Annotated in this window: 18 protein-coding genes and 1 pseudogene; all 19 read right to left on the reverse strand. The window is 52.3% G+C overall.

What is annotated here, in order from left to right; translation table 11 throughout:
- Nucleotides 1-4: 4 nt before the first annotated feature.
- The 19 genes and pseudogenes from rfbF to wcaF all read right to left on the reverse strand — a co-directional run bounded on the left by rfbF (nt 5) and on the right by wcaF (nt 20,928).
- Complete coding sequence (gene rfbF, locus NA330_RS14730; protein ID WP_000648783.1) at nt 5-778, reverse strand: glucose-1-phosphate cytidylyltransferase; 774 nt, start codon at nt 776-778, stop codon at nt 5-7.
- A pseudogene (locus NA330_RS14735) lies at nt 775-1,768 on the reverse strand (CDP-6-deoxy-delta-3,4-glucoseen reductase). Before NA330_RS14735 ends, rfbF begins: the two are co-directional and overlap by 4 nt.
- A gap of 5 nt (nt 1,769-1,773) precedes the next feature.
- On the reverse strand, nt 1,774-2,325 hold the full coding sequence (rfbC, locus tag NA330_RS14740; protein WP_072103223.1) for a dTDP-4-dehydrorhamnose 3,5-epimerase: 552 nt from the start codon (nt 2,323-2,325) through the stop codon (nt 1,774-1,776).
- The gene (gene rfbA, locus NA330_RS14745; protein WP_023224546.1) at nt 2,326-3,204 is read right to left on the reverse strand and encodes a glucose-1-phosphate thymidylyltransferase RfbA; all 879 of its coding nucleotides are present in this window, start codon (nt 3,202-3,204) and stop codon (nt 2,326-2,328) included. It abuts the gene before it with no gap.
- A 47-nt stretch (nt 3,205-3,251) separates the two neighbouring features.
- A complete protein-coding gene (gene rfbD / locus NA330_RS14750) occupies nt 3,252-4,151 on the reverse strand; it encodes a dTDP-4-dehydrorhamnose reductase (protein WP_023242360.1) in 900 nt (299 codons plus the stop codon).
- Between the two features lie 2 nt (nt 4,152-4,153).
- A complete protein-coding gene (rfbB, locus tag NA330_RS14755; protein ID WP_023242359.1) occupies nt 4,154-5,236 on the reverse strand; it encodes a dTDP-glucose 4,6-dehydratase in 1,083 nt (360 codons plus the stop codon).
- A 376-nt stretch (nt 5,237-5,612) separates the two neighbouring features.
- The gene (gene galF / locus NA330_RS14760) at nt 5,613-6,506 is read right to left on the reverse strand and encodes a GalU regulator GalF (protein ID WP_000981469.1); all 894 of its coding nucleotides are present in this window, start codon (nt 6,504-6,506) and stop codon (nt 5,613-5,615) included.
- 177 nt (nt 6,507-6,683) lie between these two features.
- Complete coding sequence (gene wcaM / locus NA330_RS14765) at nt 6,684-8,087, reverse strand: colanic acid biosynthesis protein WcaM (RefSeq protein WP_023242358.1); 1,404 nt, start codon at nt 8,085-8,087, stop codon at nt 6,684-6,686.
- Nucleotides 8,088-8,097: 10 nt separating this feature from the next.
- Nucleotides 8,098-9,318, reverse strand: a complete 1,221-nt coding sequence (gene wcaL / locus NA330_RS14770; protein ID WP_023242357.1) for a colanic acid biosynthesis glycosyltransferase WcaL — start codon at nt 9,316-9,318, stop codon at nt 8,098-8,100.
- Nucleotides 9,315-10,595 (reverse strand): colanic acid biosynthesis pyruvyl transferase WcaK, encoded by a 1,281-nt coding sequence (gene wcaK, locus NA330_RS14775; RefSeq protein WP_023242356.1) that lies wholly within the window; start codon nt 10,593-10,595, stop codon nt 9,315-9,317. The genes wcaL and wcaK overlap by 4 nt, the downstream gene beginning before the upstream one ends.
- A 21-nt stretch (nt 10,596-10,616) precedes the next feature.
- Entirely contained in the window at nt 10,617-12,095 is a 1,479-nt protein-coding gene (wzxC, locus tag NA330_RS14780; RefSeq protein WP_000058681.1) for a colanic acid undecaprenyl disphosphate flippase WzxC, read from the reverse strand.
- Between the two features lie 101 nt (nt 12,096-12,196).
- Nucleotides 12,197-13,591: an undecaprenyl-phosphate glucose phosphotransferase gene (gene wcaJ / locus NA330_RS14785; RefSeq protein ID WP_000183163.1), complete on the reverse strand. Its 1,395-nt coding sequence runs from the start codon at nt 13,589-13,591 to the stop codon at nt 12,197-12,199.
- 53 nt (nt 13,592-13,644) lie between these two features.
- Entirely contained in the window at nt 13,645-15,015 is a 1,371-nt protein-coding gene (gene cpsG / locus NA330_RS14790; protein ID WP_023242355.1) for a colanic acid biosynthesis phosphomannomutase CpsG, read from the reverse strand.
- Nucleotides 15,016-15,125: 110 nt separating this feature from the next.
- Nucleotides 15,126-16,568: a mannose-1-phosphate guanyltransferase gene (gene cpsB, locus NA330_RS14795; RefSeq protein ID WP_072101865.1), complete on the reverse strand. Its 1,443-nt coding sequence runs from the start codon at nt 16,566-16,568 to the stop codon at nt 15,126-15,128.
- Complete coding sequence (wcaI, locus tag NA330_RS14800; protein WP_023194957.1) at nt 16,565-17,788, reverse strand: colanic acid biosynthesis fucosyltransferase WcaI; 1,224 nt, start codon at nt 17,786-17,788, stop codon at nt 16,565-16,567. The genes cpsB and wcaI overlap by 4 nt, the downstream gene beginning before the upstream one ends.
- A complete protein-coding gene (locus NA330_RS14805) occupies nt 17,785-18,258 on the reverse strand; it encodes a GDP-mannose mannosyl hydrolase (RefSeq protein ID WP_023202789.1) in 474 nt (157 codons plus the stop codon). The genes wcaI and NA330_RS14805 overlap by 4 nt, the downstream gene beginning before the upstream one ends.
- A 2-nt stretch (nt 18,259-18,260) precedes the next feature.
- Nucleotides 18,261-19,226 (reverse strand): GDP-L-fucose synthase, encoded by a 966-nt coding sequence (gene fcl, locus NA330_RS14810; RefSeq protein ID WP_001041701.1) that lies wholly within the window; start codon nt 19,224-19,226, stop codon nt 18,261-18,263.
- A 2-nt stretch (nt 19,227-19,228) separates the two neighbouring features.
- Nucleotides 19,229-20,350 carry a GDP-mannose 4,6-dehydratase gene (gmd, locus tag NA330_RS14815; RefSeq protein ID WP_000048160.1) on the reverse strand — a complete coding sequence of 374 codons (1,122 nt, stop codon included), beginning with the start codon at nt 20,348-20,350 and terminating at the stop codon, nt 19,229-19,231.
- A gap of 23 nt (nt 20,351-20,373) precedes the next feature.
- Entirely contained in the window at nt 20,374-20,928 is a 555-nt protein-coding gene (gene wcaF / locus NA330_RS14820; protein WP_001153603.1) for a colanic acid biosynthesis acetyltransferase WcaF, read from the reverse strand.
- Nucleotides 20,929-20,937 lie beyond the last annotated feature (9 nt).

Genomic DNA, 20,937 nt, shown 5'->3' on the forward strand with positions numbered 1-20,937 from the left:
CTAGTTACTCCCAGGTTTTCCACGGAGCTTTACCTTTTTCCCACAGCCCTTCGAGGTAAACTTTATCACGTAGGGTATCCATCGGCTGCCAGAAACCTGGGTGTTCAAAAGCCATTAACTCCCCCTGTTGTGCCAATGTCATTAATGGCTCTTGTTCCCAGGTTGTTGCATCGTTATCGATGAGATCGATAACCGATGGATTCAACACAAAGAAACCACCATTGATCATTGCCCCATCGCCTTTCGGTTTTTCCTGGAATGACCGGACCTGACCAGCTTGGATATCTAATGCGCCAAAGCGTCCTGGTGGAAAAGTAGCTGTTAAAGTCGCTTTCTTACCGTGAGCCTTATGGAAATCGATAGTCGCTTTGATATCAAGGTCGGCAACGCCATCACCATAAGTAAACAGGAAAGCCTCGTCATCTTTTACGTATTCAGCAACACGTTTCAGACGACCACCAGTCATTGAAGAATCACCCGTATCAACCAATGTGACATTCCATGGTTCAACACGTTTATGGTGAACTTCCATACGGTTTTCAGCCATATGGAATGTTACATCTGACATGTGAAGGAAGTAGTTCGCAAAATATTCTTTAATCACATATCCTTTATAACCACAGCAGATAATAAAATCCTTGATACCATGCACAGAATACATTTTCATAATGTGCCAAAGAATAGGCTTGCCACCAATTTCTACCATCGGTTTTGGTTTTACAATTGTTTCTTCACTTAGTCTGGTACCAAGTCCACCAGCCAGGATGACCGCTTTCATAAATTACCCTCAATATTATTTAGATGCAGTAAATGCATCAGAATAGAAATGTTCTACAGAGAGATTTTTCATCATAAAGTCCTTTTTACTGGCATCGATCATCACAGGTGAACCACATGCATATATATCGAAGAACTCTAGAGAATCAAAATCATTCATCACGGCATGATGGACAAATCCCTTTCTCCCCCCCCATTCGGCGTCATCACCAGAAACAACAGGGATATAGTGAACGTTGTCGTACTGTTCACTCCACTGCTGCGGTAATGCAGAGTAAAAATCTTTACTATCTTGCATTCCCCAGTAAATGTAGATCTCACGACGACATTTCCCCTGAATGAGATGCTCAACCATTGATTTAACTGGAGCGAATCCAGTACCGCCTGCAAGGAAGATTATAGGTCTGTCACTTTCACGAATAAAAAATGTTCCGCAAGGCCCTTCAATGCGCATAAGAGTATTTTCTTGTAACTCCCCAAAAATGAGCGAGCTCATCTGACCATTGGGAACATTCCTTACATGCAACTCAATACCATTCGACTCATCACTATTAGCGATAGAATAACTGCGAGTTACACCTTTATAATGTAAATTGATATACTGCCCTGGAAGGAAGCCAATTTTTGCTGTTGGTGGTGTGCGTAACTTCAAAGTCATAACATCGCCTGAAACCAGTACAGCACTATTTACCTTGCATGGGACAATTTTTTTTGTCTGTCCAGCTAGTTCAGGAAAAAAATGCGCATTTAGCTCAAGGGCGGTTTTAGGTTTACAGCAGCAGGTTAGTATTTTATCACCCTGTCCAAAAATATTACCTTTGGAGTCAACAACTTCTCCCGCCAACAAATCGGACTCACAGATACCACAATCACCCGCTTTGCAGCTATGTTCAAGATGGATGCCAGCCGATAGCGCAGCATCGAGGATTGATTCATCCTCTCTTCCGGAAAATTCAATATTTGATGGAAAAATCTTAATAATATGAGACACGATGCTTACTCTGTTAACAAGGCTTGATGCAGTAAAGGTGCTGCAGCATCTTTTGCTGAAAGCTCAGGCAGCTGAGAAAAAGGCCATTCAATACCTATTGTCTCATCATTCCATAGAATGCTACCTTCCGATGAAGGTGAATAATAATTAGTTGCTTTGTACAAAAACTCTGCATAATCACTGAGAGTAACAAAACCATGAGCAAAACCTTCTGGAATCCAAAGCTGTCGCTTATTCTCAGCAGATAGATTTACGCCAACCCACTGACCAAAAGTAGGCGACTCTTTTCGGATATCGACCGCAACATCAAAAACCTCACCGACAGCACAACGAACTAACTTACCCTGTGCATTTGCTCCTCTCTGAAAATGCAGCCCTCTGAGTACGTTCTTTTTGGATTTTGAATGATTATCTTGAACAAATGTAATTTTACGTCCAATCAACTTTTCAAAGGCCTGCTGGTTATAACTTTCAAAAAAGAATCCCCTCTCATCACCAAAAACTTTAGGCTCTAAGATCAAGACATCTGGTATTGCTGTTTTAATCACAATCATCACTTATAAACCTTTCACCATCGTCAGCAAATATTTGCCATAATCATTTTTTAATAATGGCCCAGCCAGTTCTATAACCTGTTGTGCATTTATAAAATTTTTACGAAATGCGATCTCTTCCGGGCAGGACACTTTTAGCCCCTGGCGTTCTTCGATGGTTGCAATAAAATTACTGGCCTCTATCAAACTCTGATGCGTTCCCGTATCCAGCCAGGCATAACCGCGCCCCATCATAGCGACAGACAATCTTCCCTGCTCCATATAGATACGGTTAATATCCGTGATTTCTAACTCACCGCGAGCGGAAGGCTTAAGATTTTTCGCCATCTCCACCACGCTATTATCATAAAAATACAGCCCCGTTACCGCGTAATTACTCTTCGGTTGTAACGGTTTTTCCTCCAGACTAACGGCTGTGCCACTTTGGTCAAACTCAACCACACCGTAGCGCTCCGGATCGTTTACATGATAAGCAAAGACGGTAGCACCACTTTCTTTATTAACGGCAGCTTCCATTAACTTTGGTAAATCATGACCATAGAAGATATTGTCACCCAGTACTAATGCACAATCATCATGACCAATGAACTCTTCACCAATAATAAACGCCTGTGCTAAGCCATCCGGGCTTGGCTGTACTTTATATTGAAGATTCAGCCCCCACTGGCTGCCGTCTCCCAGTAGTTGTTGAAAACGCGGCGTGTCCTGTGGCGTACTGATGATCAGGATATCCCGAATGCCTGCCAGCATAAGCGTGGAAAGGGGATAGTAAATCATCGGTTTATCATAAATTGGTAGCAATTGCTTACTTACCGCCATGGTCACCGGATAAAGACGAGTGCCGGAGCCCCCCGCTAAAATAATGCCCTTACGCGTTTTCATTTCCATTTCTCATTCATAGAAAATGCCCTGATGGGCATTTAAATTTATCAGATGGTTGTCGTCGTAAACATTTCAGTCAGCATACGCTTAACTCCTAATTCCCATTGCGGCAGAATAAGGCCAAAATTACGCTGAAACTTTTCAGTATTGAGACGCGAATTTCCAGGTCTGCTCGCCGGCGTCGGGTAGGCGCTGGTCGGCACAGCATTAAGCTCAGTCAGCGCAAGCGTTATCCCTGCTTTGCGCGCCTCGTCAAAGACTAAGGCCGCGTAGTCATGCCAGGTTGTGGTTCCCCCGGCAACCAGATGGTAAAGACCTGCGATTTCTGGTTTCTTTAACGCCACACGGATCGCATGAGCCGTGCAGTCAGCCAGTAATTCCGCACCGGTTGGCGCACCGTACTGATCGTTGATGACTGAAAGTGTCTGACGCTCTTTCGCCAGACGAAGCATTGTCTTTGCGAAATTATTGCCCTTACCTGCATAAACCCAACTGGTGCGGAAGATAAGATGCTTAGGGCAGTTATCCTGCAGGGCCTTTTCTCCCGCTAGTTTGGTCTTGCCATAGACATTCAGCGGCGACGTAGCGTCCGTTTCCTGCCATGGGATATCGCCGGTACCAGGAAATACATAATCGGTTGAATAATGCACTACCCATGCGCCAGTTTCGTTGGCCGCTTTAGCGATGGCTTCCACACTGGTGGCGTTAAGTAACTGCGCCAGTTCTGGTTCAGACTCTGCTTTATCTACTGCAGTATGGGCTGCTGCGTTAACAATCACATCGGGACGAAGCTTACGAACGGTTTCGGCAACGCCTTTCGGATTACTAAAATCACCGCAAAACTCTTTTGAATGGACATCCAGGGCAATCAGATTCCCTACCGGTGCCAGAGAACGTTGCAACTCCCAGCCTACTTGCCCTGTCTTACCAAAAAGTAAGATATTCATTACTAGCGTCCTTCATAGTTCTGTTCTATCCAACTCTGATACGCCCCACTTTTAACATTGTTTACCCATTGAGTATTTGCAAGGTACCATTCCACTGTTTTACGAATACCGCTTTCAAAGGTCTCCAGCGGTTTCCAGCCTAATTCGCGGCTAATTTTACCTGCATCAATGGCATAACGACGATCATGGCCCGGACGATCCGCGACATAAGTGATTTGTTCACGATAAGAAGTCGCTTTGGGTACAATCTCATCCAGCAGATCACAGATGGTAAATACCACATCGAGATTTTTCTTCTCATTGTGTCCACCAATGTTATAAGTCTCCCCTGCCTTGCCTTCAGTCACTACCATATGAAGCGCGCGAGCATGATCTTCTACATATAGCCAATCGCGAATCTGATCCCCTTTGCCATAAATTGGCAAAGGCTTTCCTTCCAGTGCGTTCAAAATGACCAACGGAATCAGTTTTTCAGGGAAGTGATAAGGGCCATAGTTATTAGAACAATTGGTAACGATCGTTGGTAGACCATAGGTACGCCGCCAGGCACGGACTAAATGATCGCTGGATGCTTTTGACGCAGAATAGGGGCTACTTGGCGCATATGCCGTCGTTTCAGTAAATAACGGCAGCGTAACGCTGTTTTCAACTTCATCAGGATGCGGTAAATCGCCGTAAACTTCATCAGTGGAAATATGATGAAAACGAAAATTATTTTTTTTATCTTCGCCAAGTGCAGACCAGTATTTACGCGCAACTTCAAGAAGTACATAGGTGCCGACGATATTGGTTTCAATAAATGCTGCCGGCCCGGTAATCGAACGGTCCACATGACTTTCCGCAGCCAAATGCATCACCGCGTCCGGCTGGTACTGCTCAAAAATACGCGTTATTTCAGCGGAATCACAAATATCCGCGTGTTCAAAATTGTAGCGATTACTTTCAGAAATATCGGAAAGGGATTCAAGATTACCGGCGTAGGTTAATTTATCAATATTAACTACAGTGTCCTGTGTATTCTTAATAATATGGCGGACAACAGCTGATCCAATAAAACCTGCCCCGCCAGTAATAAGTATCTTCACTTTTCTATTCCATAAGGCGTATTTAATGTGGTATTTAATTTGCCAATAAAAATTAATTGCTCAAGTCGTTACACACGCTACCGCCCCTGGCTCATCAGCTACCAGTGCACTGCGTACATATCGACTTGTTACAAACCTCGCCCAGCAGGGCAAAGCTCACTAAAACTTAAACGCTAATTGTCTTATTAATTGCATCCGGAAACAAGGATTAATCTTATAAAATCAGCATTAAAATGCTCCAGATAACCCCTTGTTACTTAAGCCCTTTATACAAAACTAAAACGGCAGTCAACACTCGTTTCAGCCAACTTGCCGCTTCGAATGTTCACTGCCGTTATTATGTTTATCACCAACCATTTATCACGGTTGTTAATACTTATTCATGCAGAAGCTGCTCTATGCTCTTACGGAACTTCGCTCCTTCTTTCAGGTTGCGCAGCCCGTACTTCACAAATGCCTGCATGTAGCCCATTTTTTTACCGCAGTCATAGCTGTCACCCGTCATTAGCATCGCGTCAACCGACTGTTTTTTCGCCAGCTCAGCAATGGCATCGGTGAGCTGGATGCGGCCCCAGGCGCCCGGTTCGGTTCTTTCCAGTTCCGCCCAGATGTCGGCTGAAAGCACATAACGGCCTACCGCCATCAAATCGGAATCCAGCGTCTGCGGCTGATCCGGTTTTTCGATAAACTCCACAATCCGGCTGACTTTGCCTTCATTATCCAGAGGTTCTTTCGTCTGGATAACGGAATACTCCGATAAATCACCTTTCATGCGCTTCGCCAGCACCTGGCTGCGACCCGTTTCATTGAAACGCGCCACCATCGCCGCAAGGTTATAGCGCAGCGGATCGGCGGTAGCATCATCGATAATAATATCCGGGAGTACCACAATGAAAGGGTTATCGCCCACGACCGGACGCGCGCACAGAATAGAGTGCCCCAGCCCTAACGGCTGTGCCTGGCGAACGTTCATAATCGTCACGCCCGGTGGGCAGATAGATTGCACTTCCGCCAAAAGCTGACGCTTAACGCGCTGTTCAAGAAGTGATTCAAGTTCATAAGAGGTGTCGAAGTGGTTCTCAACGGCGTTTTTAGACGCGTGAGTCACCAGTACGATTTCTTTGATCCCTGCAGCCACAATTTCATCGACAATGTACTGAATCATTGGCTTGTCGACGATCGGTAGCATCTCTTTTGGGATTGCCTTGGTGGCAGGCAACATATGCATACCCAAACCCGCTACCGGTATAACTGCTTTCAAATTCATCATTGTTTCTTCCACCTGTAAAATGGTTGCTGAATTATAGCTCTTTAGCTTGTTTTCGCCAGCATGAATTACTCTGCTGCCAGGGATAATGATGGCACGCTCTACATTACGTCTTAGTCGGCACCATAACATTAAGTATGAACAACTTTTTCCCAGGAATTTTCGTAAAAATAACGGTACTTACCCTCCCCGCTTCGGCAGCGGAAAATTCACTGCTTCGACATTCACGGTTTGGTGATTAATCCTGTCGATATCCACGGAACTCTGCCCGTTTTCATTGATGGCATGAACATTAGCGAGGGAAAGCAGCGTGTCCTGGCGGGCCATAAATTGACCACGGACATCTTTACGCAAATCGAAATGCATTTTTAACGCCGGGCCAATCGCTGAAGTTTGCATCACGTTGATATTGCGCAGAAAGAGGTGCTGCGGTTGATTATGCAGTTCCAGCGTAGCACGCGTCATCCGTACGTTGGTGATGGCGACAAAAGAGGGGGTGTTACCGGAGGAAATTTGAATGCCGCGTAATTTATAAGCAATCTGGCGATTATCCAACCGAATAGCGTTTAATTTAAAGTTTTGCGGAATTGACAGGTATTTTCCTTTAACGACGCCATAGCCGATGAGCATCCCAGCACTATTCGTCATATCAATATTATCAATGACGAAATTATCACAGCCATAAATTGCGATCGTTGCGTTATCAATACCCGCCTTTTTACTGAAATCGGGCGTGATGTTTTTGGCTTTGACATTGCGAATGACGAAATGTTTGCCATTTTCTACGTGCACCAGCTGTCGGCAATCAGATCCGGTAATATTGGCCACCACAAAGTTTTTTACTGCCTGGTCTTCAGGATAACTATTGTCATAGGTGCTACCCGCCAGCCCGATGCCGATCCCCCAGTTGATTTTGCCATTGGTACAATCAATGCGTTCGATGACATGATCGGAAATCAGGATGTCGCGGTCGTGAATCGCGACATTCCACTCAATGGCGTCCCCCTGTAAATCTCTAAAACGGCTATGCGTAATCCGCGCTCCATCCATTTGGTTATGAAATCCCTGGCGGAGAATGGCGTAGTTGGCGTGGGTAACGGTGATGTCATCGATAATGAGATTACGCATCACCTGCGGTTCCTTACCGCCGATGAAAATTTGCGCGACGGGGCCAAAGCCGCTCATCGTCACGCCTTTAATCACACAGTCCGACCCGCGAACATCCAGCGTCACATTGTGCAGACTGCCGCCCTGCTCCCCCACCACCTGACACCCGTCCTGCAAAATAAACCGTCCCCGGCCATTCCCACGCACCGCGCCCTGTACCCGCAGCGTTTTTCCCGCCGGAATCGTTATCGCCGCATTGATATTTTCACACACCCATCCTGGCGGTACGACCACGGTCTGCCCGTCGCCGAAGGCCTGTTTGAACGAGGCGATACCGTCATCCGCCGGATAATCCTTAATATTGACGGTCTGGCGAGGTTCACGCGCCTGTACCGGCAAGGCGCGTAGAAAAGGAAGAACAGCAAGCGCGGAACCTGCCGTCAGGAGGGTACGTCGGGAGAATTTAGTCGTGGGCATACCACCTCGTTTATATCGTTTGTAGCAGGCTGGCTAACTGGCGATTAATCGCCTGCTGATTAAAATCTTGCGCCACTTTTTCACGGGCGCGCGTGATCACCGACTCCAGCGTGTCGTGGTCAATCCGGCTGAAATCAGCGAGTCGGGCCGCCAGCGCCTGCGCATCGTTTTCCGGCACCAGCCAGCCGGATTTGCCGGCCTCCACCAGTTCCGGAATACCGCTATGCACGGTAGATACCACGGGAATCCCTACCGCCATCGCCTCCATCAGCGCTACCGGAATACCTTCCATATCGCCATCCGTACCGGTAATCGACGGCAGCAAAAAAACATCGGCGTCATCCAGCATCGCCTTCACTTCATGGCTCGGTTTAAACCCCGGCATCTCAATGACATCCTCTAGCTGATACTGCTCGATGAGCGTGCGCAGCCGACGTTCCCACGGGCCAATCCCCAGAATGCGGTAGCGAAACGCCACGCCCTGTGCTTTCAGTTGCCGACAGGCTTCAATCGCCACATGCAGGCCTTTTTTTTCTGTCAGGCGCGCGACGGAAATCATCTCCAGCGGCATCCCTGGCGCTTTCACCGAACGATGGGTAAAACGCGTCATGTCGACGCCCATGCGCGAAACGGCAATCTTTTCCGGCGGACAGCCCATACTTTTCAGGCGACCGGCCCACAGTTCGCTGATGGGCAGCATCAGATCGCCACGACGAAACAACTGCTGATACTCCGGCGTGTAATGACTGAGCACTTCGCGGCTGGAAATATCAATCCCGTGGAAAATAGTCGCTATTTTGCCGCGAAGCACGCCCAGTTCGCGTAGTTTGGCCGCCGTCACGCCCGCCGGACCAAAGTGTGCGATAAACACATCCGCCACAAAAGGGTGGCTCACCTGCGCGCAAATCGCGGAAAGGATCAAATTGCGTGATTCATCGCCATAGCGGGTAAAATTGAGCGCTTTCCAGGTCGCCGCCCGATGCAGCCCCGGCAGCGTTTTACATGCCCGGTAGCGCAGTTTCGCCAGCCGTCCCTGGGGCTCATCCTGTAACCAGCGGGTTTTCGCCGCCAGGCCATACTTCTCCCAGGCGGCGTGAGTATGTTGGGTATCGCCTTTTTGTAACGCGACAATCTCCACCTCATGGCCCATATCAATAAACGCAGTAATCTGATTCAGCACAAAGGTTTCCGATGAGAGTGGAAATTTCAGCAGAAAAAAGCTGACTTTCATTGCGCCTCCCGAATTCTGTCGAGAACAGATTTGATCATCGTGAACCCTTTCGCCCGCTCCTCGGTGACGGCGTTAGCCACTTTTGCCTTTAGCGCAGGCAATTGATTGAGCGTATCGGCCACCACGCTTTGTAATGAACCGTTCAGCAAGTGACGGATATCGATGGCCAATTCCGCCAGGCCTAGCTGCTGCATAATCCCGGCGGATTTATGTTCATAATTAATGGCGATGGCGGGTGTGCCAAAATTCATGGAGATAATGGCGGAATGCAGGCGCGTCCCGATGGTCAGTACGCAGGATGCGAGGATCTTTCCGATTTCCACGTCATTGAGTTCGTCCATCGCGATATGGAAATGCTCTGAGTCGTTTACATACTTCGCCATCCGTAACGCAACCATCCGGTCATCGCGGTTATAGCGATCGATACTGGTGCAGGTCGACAGCGCCAGTACCTGATAACCGTCCGCAATCAGGCGATTCACGACCTGGGCAAATGCCTGCTCATAGGCCTGCTGAGTGGTGCCCAGGCGTTTATCAAACGGCTCCAGATCGCGCAACGTAATCGCGACGGTTTTGCGGCGCGCGGTGACGTCCAGCCAGTGCTGCACAGCATAACTGGCAACAAACTCGTCGTGACGGCGTTCGACTAACCAGGCGGTATCCACCCCCTGCTCCACTTTCCGGGTATCGATCTGCGCGGCGGTCATCAGATCGCGGCTGACGGTTTCACGCAGGATCAGCGCACTGGTGCGCCCAAAAACATAATTGGCGAGCTGGTTAAAGTCAGGGTTCTGGAAAGGGCCGACGCTATGTCCCACCATATAAATTGGTTTGTTCGCCATAAACGCGCACAGCGGATATTCAAAGTGAGTCAAACCGTATAAGTCGACATAGTTTGAACCGCCCACCTGAATGACGGCGTCATACTGCGCAATAAATTGTGCGAATTCGGCAAATTCCGGCGCGATAGCAAAATTACGCAGCGATCCTTCCTGGGCGACTTTAGACAATAAAATTTTATGCTGAAAACGACGGCGTAATACTTTTTTCACCCGACCGTTAAGCCCTGCCGCCGCCTGCTGTTTCTGGCTTAACTGATACAGCGGGTCGGCAATAATCGGGCGCCCCTGCAACCAGGCGGAACTCACCGGGAAACGGCTCATCACATCCATCTTCGCCTCTGGCGCCTGTTGACGGATGGCATCAAGCAAACCGCGCATAATGGCGCTATCACCACGGTTGCCGCATGTGTGGTTGCCTAAAATTAATAATTTCATAAATAGCCTCTTATATCCCCGTCATCCGACACGTAATAACTTTTTCAGTTTTGCACTGCCAACAAGCTGATTTTTAATTTCCATCACCAGCGCATTGCGTGAAAAAATAATCATTAAAATAAAACTCAAAATACCGACCATAACCTGTAGTGCGAATACCCCCGACAACGGTAAATAACCGTCGACCAGCTTTCCTGCGCCGTAGCTGGTAATAAATGTTGGCAATGAGAGATAAAACGGTAGCCACAGGCTGAGAATATACTGACGATAGCTGGAGCCGAGTACCGGCTTAATCATCACGAAATAGCTCAGAATGGTGTTGATGATTTGCACCACCAGGAACCCCAGCGTCACGCCAATCGCCCCCGCCAGATGGCCGCCAATGAGAATTGCCGGGATAAACAGAAACGTTTTAAAGACGTTGAATTTAAAGCTGATATCCACGCGCGCTTTCGCCATCAACAGCGAACCAATCGGGTTGCCGACCGAGCGCAACAGCCCCACCACGCACAGCAATTGCAGGATCGGGATAATGCTGTTCCACTTCTCGCCAAACACTAACGGCACAAAATTGTTCGCCACTACCATCAGGCCCAACAGCGCGGGAAAATTGATAATTCCCACCACGGAAAGCAACTTATAGAAGTTGACGCGCAGCTTCTCGGTATCGTCCTGGATTTTGGCGAATGCCGGAAATAGCACGCGAGTAATGATGGGGTTAAGCTTCGCCGGCGGCACAACAGCCACGTTGTACGCGAGGTTATATCCCCCGGCGACGCTTGCGCCGAGAATTCTCGCCAGTACCAGCGTCGATAAATTCGTGTTGATGTAATTGACGATACTGTCCGCCGTCAGCCACGCGCCAAAACGCAGGTTCGTGGACACCGATGCCAGCGAAAAATGCAGCCCCGGACGGTAAATCTTGCGGCCGAAGTAACCAAACAGCAGCGTTCGCACCGCACTGTTCACCAGATAGCCGAGAATCGCGGTTAACGCCAGCGGCCAGTAATGGGCGCTAATCACCGTAAAGGTGAACCCCGCCAGCACGGAGGTCGTTTCGATCATGCCGATCTTATTGAACTCCAGCTCTTTTTGCATCAGCGCGCGGAACTGCTGCCCGTGAGGGATCACGATGAACGCCAGCGACAACGTTTTGATTAACGGCGCGAGATCCGGGTTATGCAAAACATGGGCAATCGCATCGCTCAGCCAAAAGACCACCGCAAATACCACAATCCCAAGCCCAACGTTTAGCCAGTAGAGCGTGGTCAGCTCCAGATGCCCAATCGTTTTACGCTGGATAATCGAGTTCGCGATGCCAAAGTCCGAGATCGTGTCGGCCAGCGCGATAATCACCAGCGAGACGGTCAACAGGCCAAACTGGTGGTTGTCGATGATCCGCGCCAGCACCGTCATCTGAATTAACCCCAGACCGATAATCACTATCGTGGCGATAGCCGACCATTTAGCGCCGCTGATCGTTTTTTGTCGTAAACTCATTCTTTTCTCCAGAACCTGTTCACAAGGCGTCATTGGCGCAGCCAGATTGAGCACTGACCTGGTTCAATATGGCAAGTAAAATAGCCTTGTGGGTCAGGTTCTTAATACGCCGCTTTATTAACAAACCCTTTAAAAATAGTCAGAAAAACGATTTTGATATCGAACCAAATACTCCATTCGCGGATGTATTCCAGGTCGAATTCCACGCGTTTTTCCATTTTCTCCAGCGTATCGGTCTCACCGCGCCAGCCATTAATTTGCGCCCAGCCGGTGATGCCCGGCTTCATCTTGTGGCGTAGCATGTAACCTTCAATCAACTGACGATACTGTTCGTTATGCGCCACCGCGTGCGGGCGAGGACCGACGATGGACATCCCGCCGGTTAATACGTTGATAAACTGCGGCAATTCATCCAGCGAGGTACGACGCAAAAAGTTACCTACCCGGGTGACGCGCGGATCGTTTTGCGTCGCCTGGGTAACGACCTTATCGTTCTCCATTACCTTCATTGAGCGGAACTTCCAGACCTTGATCGGCTTGCCGTCCATCCCGTAGCGCGTCTGACGGAAAATCACCGGCCCGGGCGAGCTCAATTTGACCGCCAGCGCAATGCAGCACAGTACCGGTGAGATGAGCAGCAGAATCAGCGACGCCAGCACGATATCTTCTGCCCGTTTAAGCAGACGGTTAATCCCTGACAGCGGCGTGTCATACAGCGGAACGACCGGAACGCCGCTCATCTCCTCCACGCGCGAGTGGAGAATATTAAAGGTGAACACATCGGGAATAAGGATCACCGAGCAGGTGGTGTCGGCCAGCTCGCGCACCAATTTTTTCACCATGGCGCCGTCGCTCATTGACATGGCGATATAAACATTGTGAATTCGCGAGGCTTTCGCATCGTCAATTAACTGCTCGAAGTTCCCGGCCCAGTCAGCAGAGACGCCGCCCGGTTTGGGATCGTGATAGACGCCCACCACCTCAAAACCCAGCCACGGCTCATTACGGAAGCTATCCAGCAACGCCTGGCCCGCAGGCAAATCTCCGGCGACGGCGACCCGGCGAGTGTTATAACCACGATTGCGTAGCCAGCCCGCGCCGAAACGAATAAATGAACGGCATAACACTAAGCCCAGGCTGGACAGCGCATACCAGGCCAGCCAGGTGGCAAGGCGGTTGTCAAAGTCATCATTAAACGCCACCAGACCGGCGCTGAAGATCAGGCTCAGCGTCCAGTTTTGCAGTAACAGCGTTAACTCTGTCGACATTTTGACGCCGCGCCAGGAGCGATAAAAATCGGTCATCCCGCCCAGCATTTGAAAAACAACCAGCGTAATCAGCGCCACCAACAGGTGCATGTACAGGAATGGCAGTCCACTGACTTCACAGATGAACCACAGCCCGCCAAACATGATGGTGATATCTGAAAAGCGTTGCACCATAGAGATTAACGATGCATTGGTTTTGGCTCGTTCGCGCTTTTTTAGATTTGTCATCGTTGTTCCTGTGATTGGCCCCTTACCCGCAGGCGGTAAGGGGAGATCTGACGTTACTGATTCAGCAGCGCCAGCAGAGTGCGTGTTCGCGCTTCCATCAGCGGAATATCGCCGCGTGATTCCACATTCAGGCGCACCACCGGTTCGGTGTTCGACGAGCGCAGGTTGAAACGCCAGTCCGGGAATGACATGCTGAGTCCGTCCGTGCGGTCCACCGCCTGCGCCTCTTCCGCGAAGTGCGCTTCCACCCGCGCGATGGCCGCTGCCGGCTCCGCCAGCCTGCTGTTGATTTCCCCGCTCGCCGGGAACGCCGCCATCCGGTCGCGGACCAGTTCACCCAGCGACTGTCCCTTCAGGCACACCAGCTCCGCCACCAGCAGCCACGGGATCATTCCGCTGTCACAGTAGGCAAAATCACGAAAATAGTGATGCGCGCTCATTTCCCCGCCATAAATGGCATCCTCCGTACGCATCCGCTCCTTGATAAAGGCATGTCCGGTTTTTGACATCACCGGCGTCCCGCCCGCCGCCGTCACCACTGCCTCCGTGTTCCAGGTCAGGCGCGGGTCGTGGATAATCTTCGCCCCCGGGTGTTTTTCCAGAAACGCTTCCGCCAGCAGCCCGACGATGTAGTACCCCTCGATAAACTGCCCTTTCTCATCGAACAGGAAGCAGCGGTCGAAGTCGCCGTCAAAGGCGATGCCCATGTCCGCCCCGTGTTCAATAACGGCCTTGCGGGTGTCGTCGCGACACTCCGGCAGCAACGGGTTGGGAATGCCGTTCGGGAAGGTGCCGTCCGGGGTGTTGTGGATTTTGATGAACTCCACCGGCGCGCCCAGCGCCTTCAGACGCGCTTCGATGGCGTCAATGACCGGCCCCGCCGCCCCGTTGCCGGAATTCACCACCAGCTTCAGCGGGGTGAGATTGTTAACACTGATGTAGGCGAGCAGGTGGTCGATGTAGGCGTCGCGCAGGCTGATTTGTCTGTAGCTGCCGCGCGCGGCGTCGTTCACCGGCGGGAAATCGCCCGCTTCCGCCAGACGCTGAACGTCGCGCAGACCGGTGTCGCCGCTTATCGGGCGGGCGCCCTCGCGCACCAGCTTCATACCGTTGTAGTCCATCGGGTTATGGCTGGCGGTCACTTCAATACCGCCGTCCACGCCGAGGTGGAAGGTGGCGAAGTAAATCTCTTCGGTGCCGGACATACCGATATCCAGCACGTCGACGCCCGCGTCCTGTAACCCTTTCGCCAGCGCCAGCTTCAGCGCCTCGCTGGTCAGGCGCACGTCGCCGCCCAGCACGATGGTTTTCGGTTTTAAATATTCGCCGTAAGCGCGGCCAATCCGCCACGCGATATCTTCATTGAGCTCTTCGCCCAGCCTGCCGCGAATGTCGTAGGCCTTGAAACAGGTTAATTTTGTCATGTTCTTACCCTTCTTCAGGCAACAGTTAGCCCTGACCGTAAATGGCCAACATCGTTATTGTTGTTCATTGCCGGATGGCGCGTTGCGCTTACCGGGCACCATTGCAGGCGTCAGACCCGCCCGTAACGGTCCTCGAACCGCACCACGTCGTCCTCTTCGAGATACGAGCCGGAACGCACTTCAATTAAATCGAGCGGTATTTTTCCCGGATTTTCCAGGCAGTGGGTCGCCCCCAGCGGAATATAGATGGACTCGTTTTCACCGATCAGCTTAACCTCGCCGTTGATGGTGACTCTGGCGGTCCCCGCCACCACCACCCAGTGCTCGGCGCGGTGATGGTGCATCTGCACCGACAGTCCTTCCCCCGGCTTGACGGTAATACGCTTCACCTGATAGCGCTCGCCCGCGTCGATGGAGTCGTATTTGCCCCACGGACGGTAAACCTCGCGGTGCATGTGGTGCTCATGGCGTCCGTCGGCCTTGATCTTCTCCACCACCTTTTTCACGTCCTGCACCGCGTGGCGATCGGCAATCAGCACGGCGTCTTTGGTCTGCACCACCACCAGATCCTTCACGCCGACGGTGGTCACCAGGCCGGATTCAGCGTAAACGTAGCTGTTTTCCGTTTTATGGCTGATGACGTCGCCGTGGTGGACATTTCCCTCCGGGGTGTGGGCGCTGATTTCCCACAGCGAGGACCACGAGCCGACATCGCTCCAGCCCGCGTCCATTGGCATCACCACCGCGTCCGCCGTCCGCTCCATCACCGCGTAGTCAATGGACTCTTCCGGACAGGCGAGGAAGGCCTCTTCATCCACGCGAATGAAGTCAAGATCCGGATCGACGCCGCGCATCGCCTGTTCACAGGCGGCCAGAATATCGGGGCGGAACTTTTTCAGCTCTTCCAGATAGCGTCCGGCGCGGAACAGAAACATGCCGCTGTTCCAGTAGTAATCGCCGCTGGCGACGTAGGCCTGGGCGGTTTCCAGCCCCGGCTTCTCAACGAACTGCGCCACCTCAAAAGCCACCGCATCCGTCGCGCCCGGCACGACATCACCGCGCCGGATATAGCCATAGCCGGTTTCCGGCAGATCCGGCACGATACCGAAGGTCACCAGTTTGCCCGCGTCGGCACAGGGTATGGCGCCGCGCACCGCGTCGCGGAAGGCCTCTTCATTGGCGATCGCATGATCCGCCGCCAGTACCAGCATCAGCGGATCGCAGTCCGTATGCTGGCGCGTCGCCGCCAGCGCCGCCAGCGCAATCGCCGGCGCGGTATTGCGCCCGGCGGGCTCAAGAATAATGTTCTCCGTCAGCTTATTGAGCTGGCGGAGCTGTTCGGCAACGATAAAACGGTGCTGTTCGTTGCAGATCACCACCGGGCTTTCGCACTCCACGCCGTTCAGACGGCAAATGGTGGTTTGCAGCATGGTGAGATCGCCTTTCAGGCACAGAAACTGTTTTGGATAAAGCACGCGAGAAAGCGGCCACAATCGGCTACCGGAGCCACCGGCCATCACAACCGGGTAAAGTTTTGTCTGACGCATTATCATCCCCGAATATCTGCAATAAATTGGCGTAGCACGTTCTCTTTATTGAGCGTGCGTTCGGCGTATTCACGTGCCGTCATGTTGTTTTTCGGCATGGCGAGCGCCTGGCTAATCCCGTCGACCAGCGCGTCGGTCGATTCCGGTTCCACGCAAACGGCGATGCCCGGATAGCGCGCGCAAAGTTGTCCTAATTCGGTGTGCGGCTCAGCGGTAATCACCGCATTACCGCCGACCGCCAGAATGTTAGTCAGCTTGGAGGGCAGTACCGCATCCGCTGCGCCGCGCTTTTGCACCACCAGATGGCAGTCGCCCATTTTCAGCAGCGCGGGTAAGGCGTCGTAAGGCTGCAGCGGGAGGAATTTAATATTTGCCAGGCCGCGTTCGCGGGCCATGTTCTCCATCCGCGCCTTGCCGCCCCCCTGGCCGACAATCGCGAAAATCAACGGTCGATCGCGTAATCGTTCCGCGGCGTCAATTACCTTTTCCAGCCCTTGTTTTTCGCCGATATTGCCGGAATAAAGCACAATTTTTTTGCCCTCTGGCAAGCCAAGCTGCTGACGCAAAGCCGTCACGTCAGCGTCATTAACGTCCTGAAAGCGCGCCACTTCCGACCAGTTCGGAAAAAAGAGGATTTTTTCCGCCGCGACGCCCTTTTCCCGCGCTTTATTCATCATGGAGCGAGAGATGGTCGAAACATTATCAACGTTACGCAGCGCGCTGCGTTCAAAGGCCGTCGCTAACCGCGCTATGCTGCCGCGCTTGCCTTTTCCCGCCATTCCTAAGCCGAGCATGGCGTCCACTTCGTAATCCTGAATATGCAGTACGGTACGCGCGCCGGAGAGTGTCGCCAGCAGACGCATTCCCGGCGTACAAAAGAGCGTCGGTACAACGCCGATAATCCGATCCGGCTTCCAGCGACGCTGCGCCATCAGTGGGAAAAAACTGCTCAATGCAAAGCTCCCCAGATGAAGTAGTCGTTTTAGGGTGGAGGGCTGTTTCGGCACATACAGCGGGCAGCGCCAGACGGTAGCCTCGCCCTCTTCCCGGCGATAGCGCCAGGCGGAATAGCGCTCACCGACCTTCCACTGCGGGTAGTACGGCGGCGCAGTAATGACCCGCACCTCATGGCCTTCCCGCGCCATCCACGCCACCATTTCGCCGGTATATTTGCCGATACCGGTCAGTTCCGGCGAATAGTTAATGCCATAGACCAGGATCTTCATAGGCCCACCGCCGGCGCGTCAGGAGAGAAGTAGGCCCGACTGTTCTCATGAACATTGTCGCTTGCCAGAAGCTGTTCCGGCGTCAGCCAGCGGTAACTGCCATGCTGCGCGTCAGGCAGGCGTAAATCGCTCTCCGCCACGCGCAGACGAAAGCCGAGCACGATGTAGTGAGTTGAAAAATCCTCACCGGAAAAGTTGTCGTCATAGAAGTGCTGCCAGACGCCATAAAACGTCCCTGCCGCCAGCGGCAGACGCACGCCCAGTTCCGCCTGCGTCAGGCGTGCAAAGGCGGCCTCCAGCGTTTCGTCTTTGCGCACCCGTCCCCCCGGCACAAACCAGTAGCCCTGCGCCGGACGGTTGAGACGCTGGCCCAGTAAAATTTCCCCCTGGCCGTTTTCCACAATGAAATCGAGGGAGATGAGGGGCGTGGCCCGCACCACGGCGGCGAAATCTTCCTGACGTAAAAACATTGTCACCCCCGGAACCGTTGCTGATTCTCAAGGAACCACTGGTAAGTACCGGCAAGCCCTGCCTCCAGTGAAATTTCGTGATACCAGCCAAGCTGATGCAGGCGCGTGACGTCGAGCAATTTACGCGGCGTGCCGTCCGGCTTCGCGGCGTCGAACACCACCCGGCCCTGGTAACCCACCACCTTTGCGATGGTCTGCGCCAGCTCGCGGATGGTGCAGTCCACGCCAGTGCCGACGTTAATGTGCGACAGCATCGGGGCAGTGTTCTCCTGCCACACTTCGCGCGCCAGCTCCATCACGTGAATACTGGCCGCCGCCATATCGTCAACGTGCAGAAATTCACGCATCGGCGTGCCGCTGCCCCACACCACCACCTCCGGCGCGTGGCTCTGCGCAGCCTCATGAAAGCGGCGCAGCAGCGCCGGGATCACATGTGAATTGTCCGGATGGAAATTGTCATGCGGGCCGTACAGGTTGGTTGGCATCACCGAACGGTAGTCGCGACCGTACTGCCGGTTGTAGGACTCGCACAGTTTAATCCCGGCGATCTTGGCGATGGCATACGGCTCGTTGGTCGGCTCCAGCGTCCCCTGCAGCAGCTCGCTTTCCGCCATCGGCTGCCTTGCCAGTTTCGGATAGATACAGGACGAACCGAGAAACAGCAGTTTGTTCACGTTGTGCAGGTGCGCGGCGTGAATAATGTTGCTCTCTATCATCATGTTTTCATAAATAAAATCCGCCGGATACGTGTTGTTGGCGACAATGCCGCCCACTTTCGCCGCCGCCAGATAAACCTGGTCGATACCCGCCCCGGCAAAGAACGCCTGTACCGCACGCCCGTCGAGCAGATCCAGCTCATCGCGGGTGCGCAGCACCAGCTCCACGTCGCCGCGCTGCGCAAGCTGCCGTACAATGGCGGAGCCCACCATCCCGCGATGGCCCGCCACAAAAATTCGTTGCTTATTCATTCTCAGGACTCCAGCGCGATGGCCACCTCGTAACCGTGAGATTTCAGCAGTGAGTGTTTTTTCGCGGCTTCCAGATCGTTCGCCACCATCTCGGAGACCATCTCCGACAGGGTGATTTCCGGTTTCCAGCCCAGTTTCTCATGCGCTTTGGACGGGTCGCCCAGCAGGGTTTCCACTTCCGCCGGACGGAAATAACGCGGATCAACGGCCACAATCACATCGCCCGGTTTCACGCCCGGCGCATCGTGTCCGGTAACGGATACCACGATCCCTTTCTCATTAATGCCTTCGCCTTCAAAGCGCAGTTTTATCCCCAGTTGCGCCGCCGCCAGCTCCACAAACTGGCGCACGGAATACTGCACGCCGGTGGCAATCACGAAATCTTCCGGCTGCTCCTGCTGTAACATCATCCACTGCATCCGCACGTAATCTTTCGCATGACCCCAGTCGCGCAACGAGTCCATGTTGCCGAGATACAGGCAGGACTCCAGTCCCTGCGCGATATTGGCGATGGCGCGGGTGATCTTACGGGTAACGAAGGTTTCGCCGCGACGCGGAGACTCGTGGTTAAACAGAATGCCGTTACAGGCGTAAATACCGTAGGATTCACGGTAGTTGACGGTGATCCAGTAGGCGTACAGTTTCGCCACCGCATAGGGAGAACGCGGGTAGAACGGCGTGGTCTCTTTCTGCGGGATTTCCTGCACCAGCCCGTACAGTTCCGAGGTGGAGGCCTGGTAGAACCGCGTTTTCTTTTCAAGACCGAGGAAGCGAATCGCCTCCAGCAGGCGCAGCGTGCCCATCGCATCCACATCGGCGGTATATTCCGGCGACTCAAACGACACCGCCACGTGGCTCATTGCGCCCAGATTGTAGACCTCATCCGGCTGCACTTCCTGTAAAATGCGGGTCAGGTTGGAGGCGTCGGTCAGGTCGCCATAATGCAGATGAAATTTCGGGTTGCAGCTGTGCGGGTCCTGATAAATATGGTCCACGCGCTCGGTATTAAACGATGACGCGCGGCGCTTGATACCATGCACCTCATACCCTTTTTCCAGCAGAAATTCTGCCAGGTAAGACCCATCCTGTCCGGTTACGCCAGTAATGAGAGCGACTTTTGACATTTTCATTTCCTCAAATAGTCCCGTTAGGGAGTAACTTTCTGAACGCGCTGGCGCGTTACCACTGCGGGATTGCCCCGACAAATCGCATTTGCCGGTAATGATTTAAATACGCTGCTGCGCGCGCCGACGACGGTGCCATGACCTATCGTCACGCCGGGCGCGACAAAAACATCGGTTGCCAGCCAACATTTTTCGCCAATAACAATCGGCGCGGCGTTAATATCGAAATGGGCGCTGGTATAATCATGGCTACCGGTACACAAATACCCTTTTTGTGAAATAACCGCATGTGCGCCAATATTAATTTCACCCAACGTATATAACACAGCGTCGTCGCCTACCCAGGCATAATCGCCGACGGTTAATTTCCACGGATAGGTAATTTTTACTGACGGTCGAATAACCACATTCTTTCCAATTTTGGCGCCAAACAGACGCAGCAAAAAGGCTCGCCAGCGATACAATATTTGCGGCGATCCGGCGAATAATGTCGCCTGTACCGCCCACCATAATTGTACTTTTAGCGCATTAGCGCCGCGGAACCCTTTCGGCACCGTAAAGCCGCTAAGATCCTGCATAATAACTCC

Origin of the sequence: Salmonella sp. NW722 (assembly GCF_051702785.1) — a bacterium.
Lineage (GTDB): Bacteria > Pseudomonadota > Gammaproteobacteria > Enterobacterales > Enterobacteriaceae > Salmonella > Salmonella enterica.

Excerpts from the sequence above, each read along its gene's own strand:
- NA330_RS14805 (WP_023202789.1), bottom strand. The coding sequence starts at position 18,258 with ATGTTTTTACGTCAGGAAGATTTCGCCGCCGTGGTGCGGGCCACGCCC.
- rfbA (WP_023224546.1), bottom strand. The coding sequence starts at position 3,204 with ATGAAAACGCGTAAGGGCATTATTTTAGCGGGGGGCTCCGGCACTCGT.
- cpsB (WP_072101865.1), bottom strand. The coding sequence starts at position 16,568 with ATGATAATGCGTCAGACAAAACTTTACCCGGTTGTGATGGCCGGTGGC.
- fcl (WP_001041701.1), bottom strand. The coding sequence starts at position 19,226 with ATGAATAAGCAACGAATTTTTGTGGCGGGCCATCGCGGGATGGTGGGC.
- wcaJ (WP_000183163.1), bottom strand. The coding sequence starts at position 13,591 with ATGACAAATCTAAAAAAGCGCGAACGAGCCAAAACCAATGCATCGTTA.
- gmd (WP_000048160.1), bottom strand. The coding sequence starts at position 20,350 with ATGTCAAAAGTCGCTCTCATTACTGGCGTAACCGGACAGGATGGGTCT.
- rfbF (WP_000648783.1), bottom strand. The coding sequence starts at position 778 with ATGAAAGCGGTCATCCTGGCTGGTGGACTTGGTACCAGACTAAGTGAA.
- wcaL (WP_023242357.1), bottom strand. The coding sequence starts at position 9,318 with ATGAAAGTCAGCTTTTTTCTGCTGAAATTTCCACTCTCATCGGAAACC.
- wzxC (WP_000058681.1), bottom strand. The coding sequence starts at position 12,095 with ATGAGTTTACGACAAAAAACGATCAGCGGCGCTAAATGGTCGGCTATC.
- galF (WP_000981469.1), bottom strand. The coding sequence starts at position 6,506 with ATGATGAATTTGAAAGCAGTTATACCGGTAGCGGGTTTGGGTATGCAT.
- wcaF (WP_001153603.1), bottom strand. The coding sequence starts at position 20,928 with ATGCAGGATCTTAGCGGCTTTACGGTGCCGAAAGGGTTCCGCGGCGCT.
- wcaK (WP_023242356.1), bottom strand. The coding sequence starts at position 10,595 with ATGAAATTATTAATTTTAGGCAACCACACATGCGGCAACCGTGGTGAT.
- wcaM (WP_023242358.1), bottom strand. The coding sequence starts at position 8,087 with ATGCCCACGACTAAATTCTCCCGACGTACCCTCCTGACGGCAGGTTCC.
- rfbD (WP_023242360.1), bottom strand. The coding sequence starts at position 4,151 with ATGAATATCTTACTTTTTGGTAAGACAGGGCAAGTAGGCTGGGAGTTG.
- wcaI (WP_023194957.1), bottom strand. The coding sequence starts at position 17,788 with ATGAAGATCCTGGTCTATGGCATTAACTATTCGCCGGAACTGACCGGT.
- cpsG (WP_023242355.1), bottom strand. The coding sequence starts at position 15,015 with ATGACAAAATTAACCTGTTTCAAGGCCTACGACATTCGCGGCAGGCTG.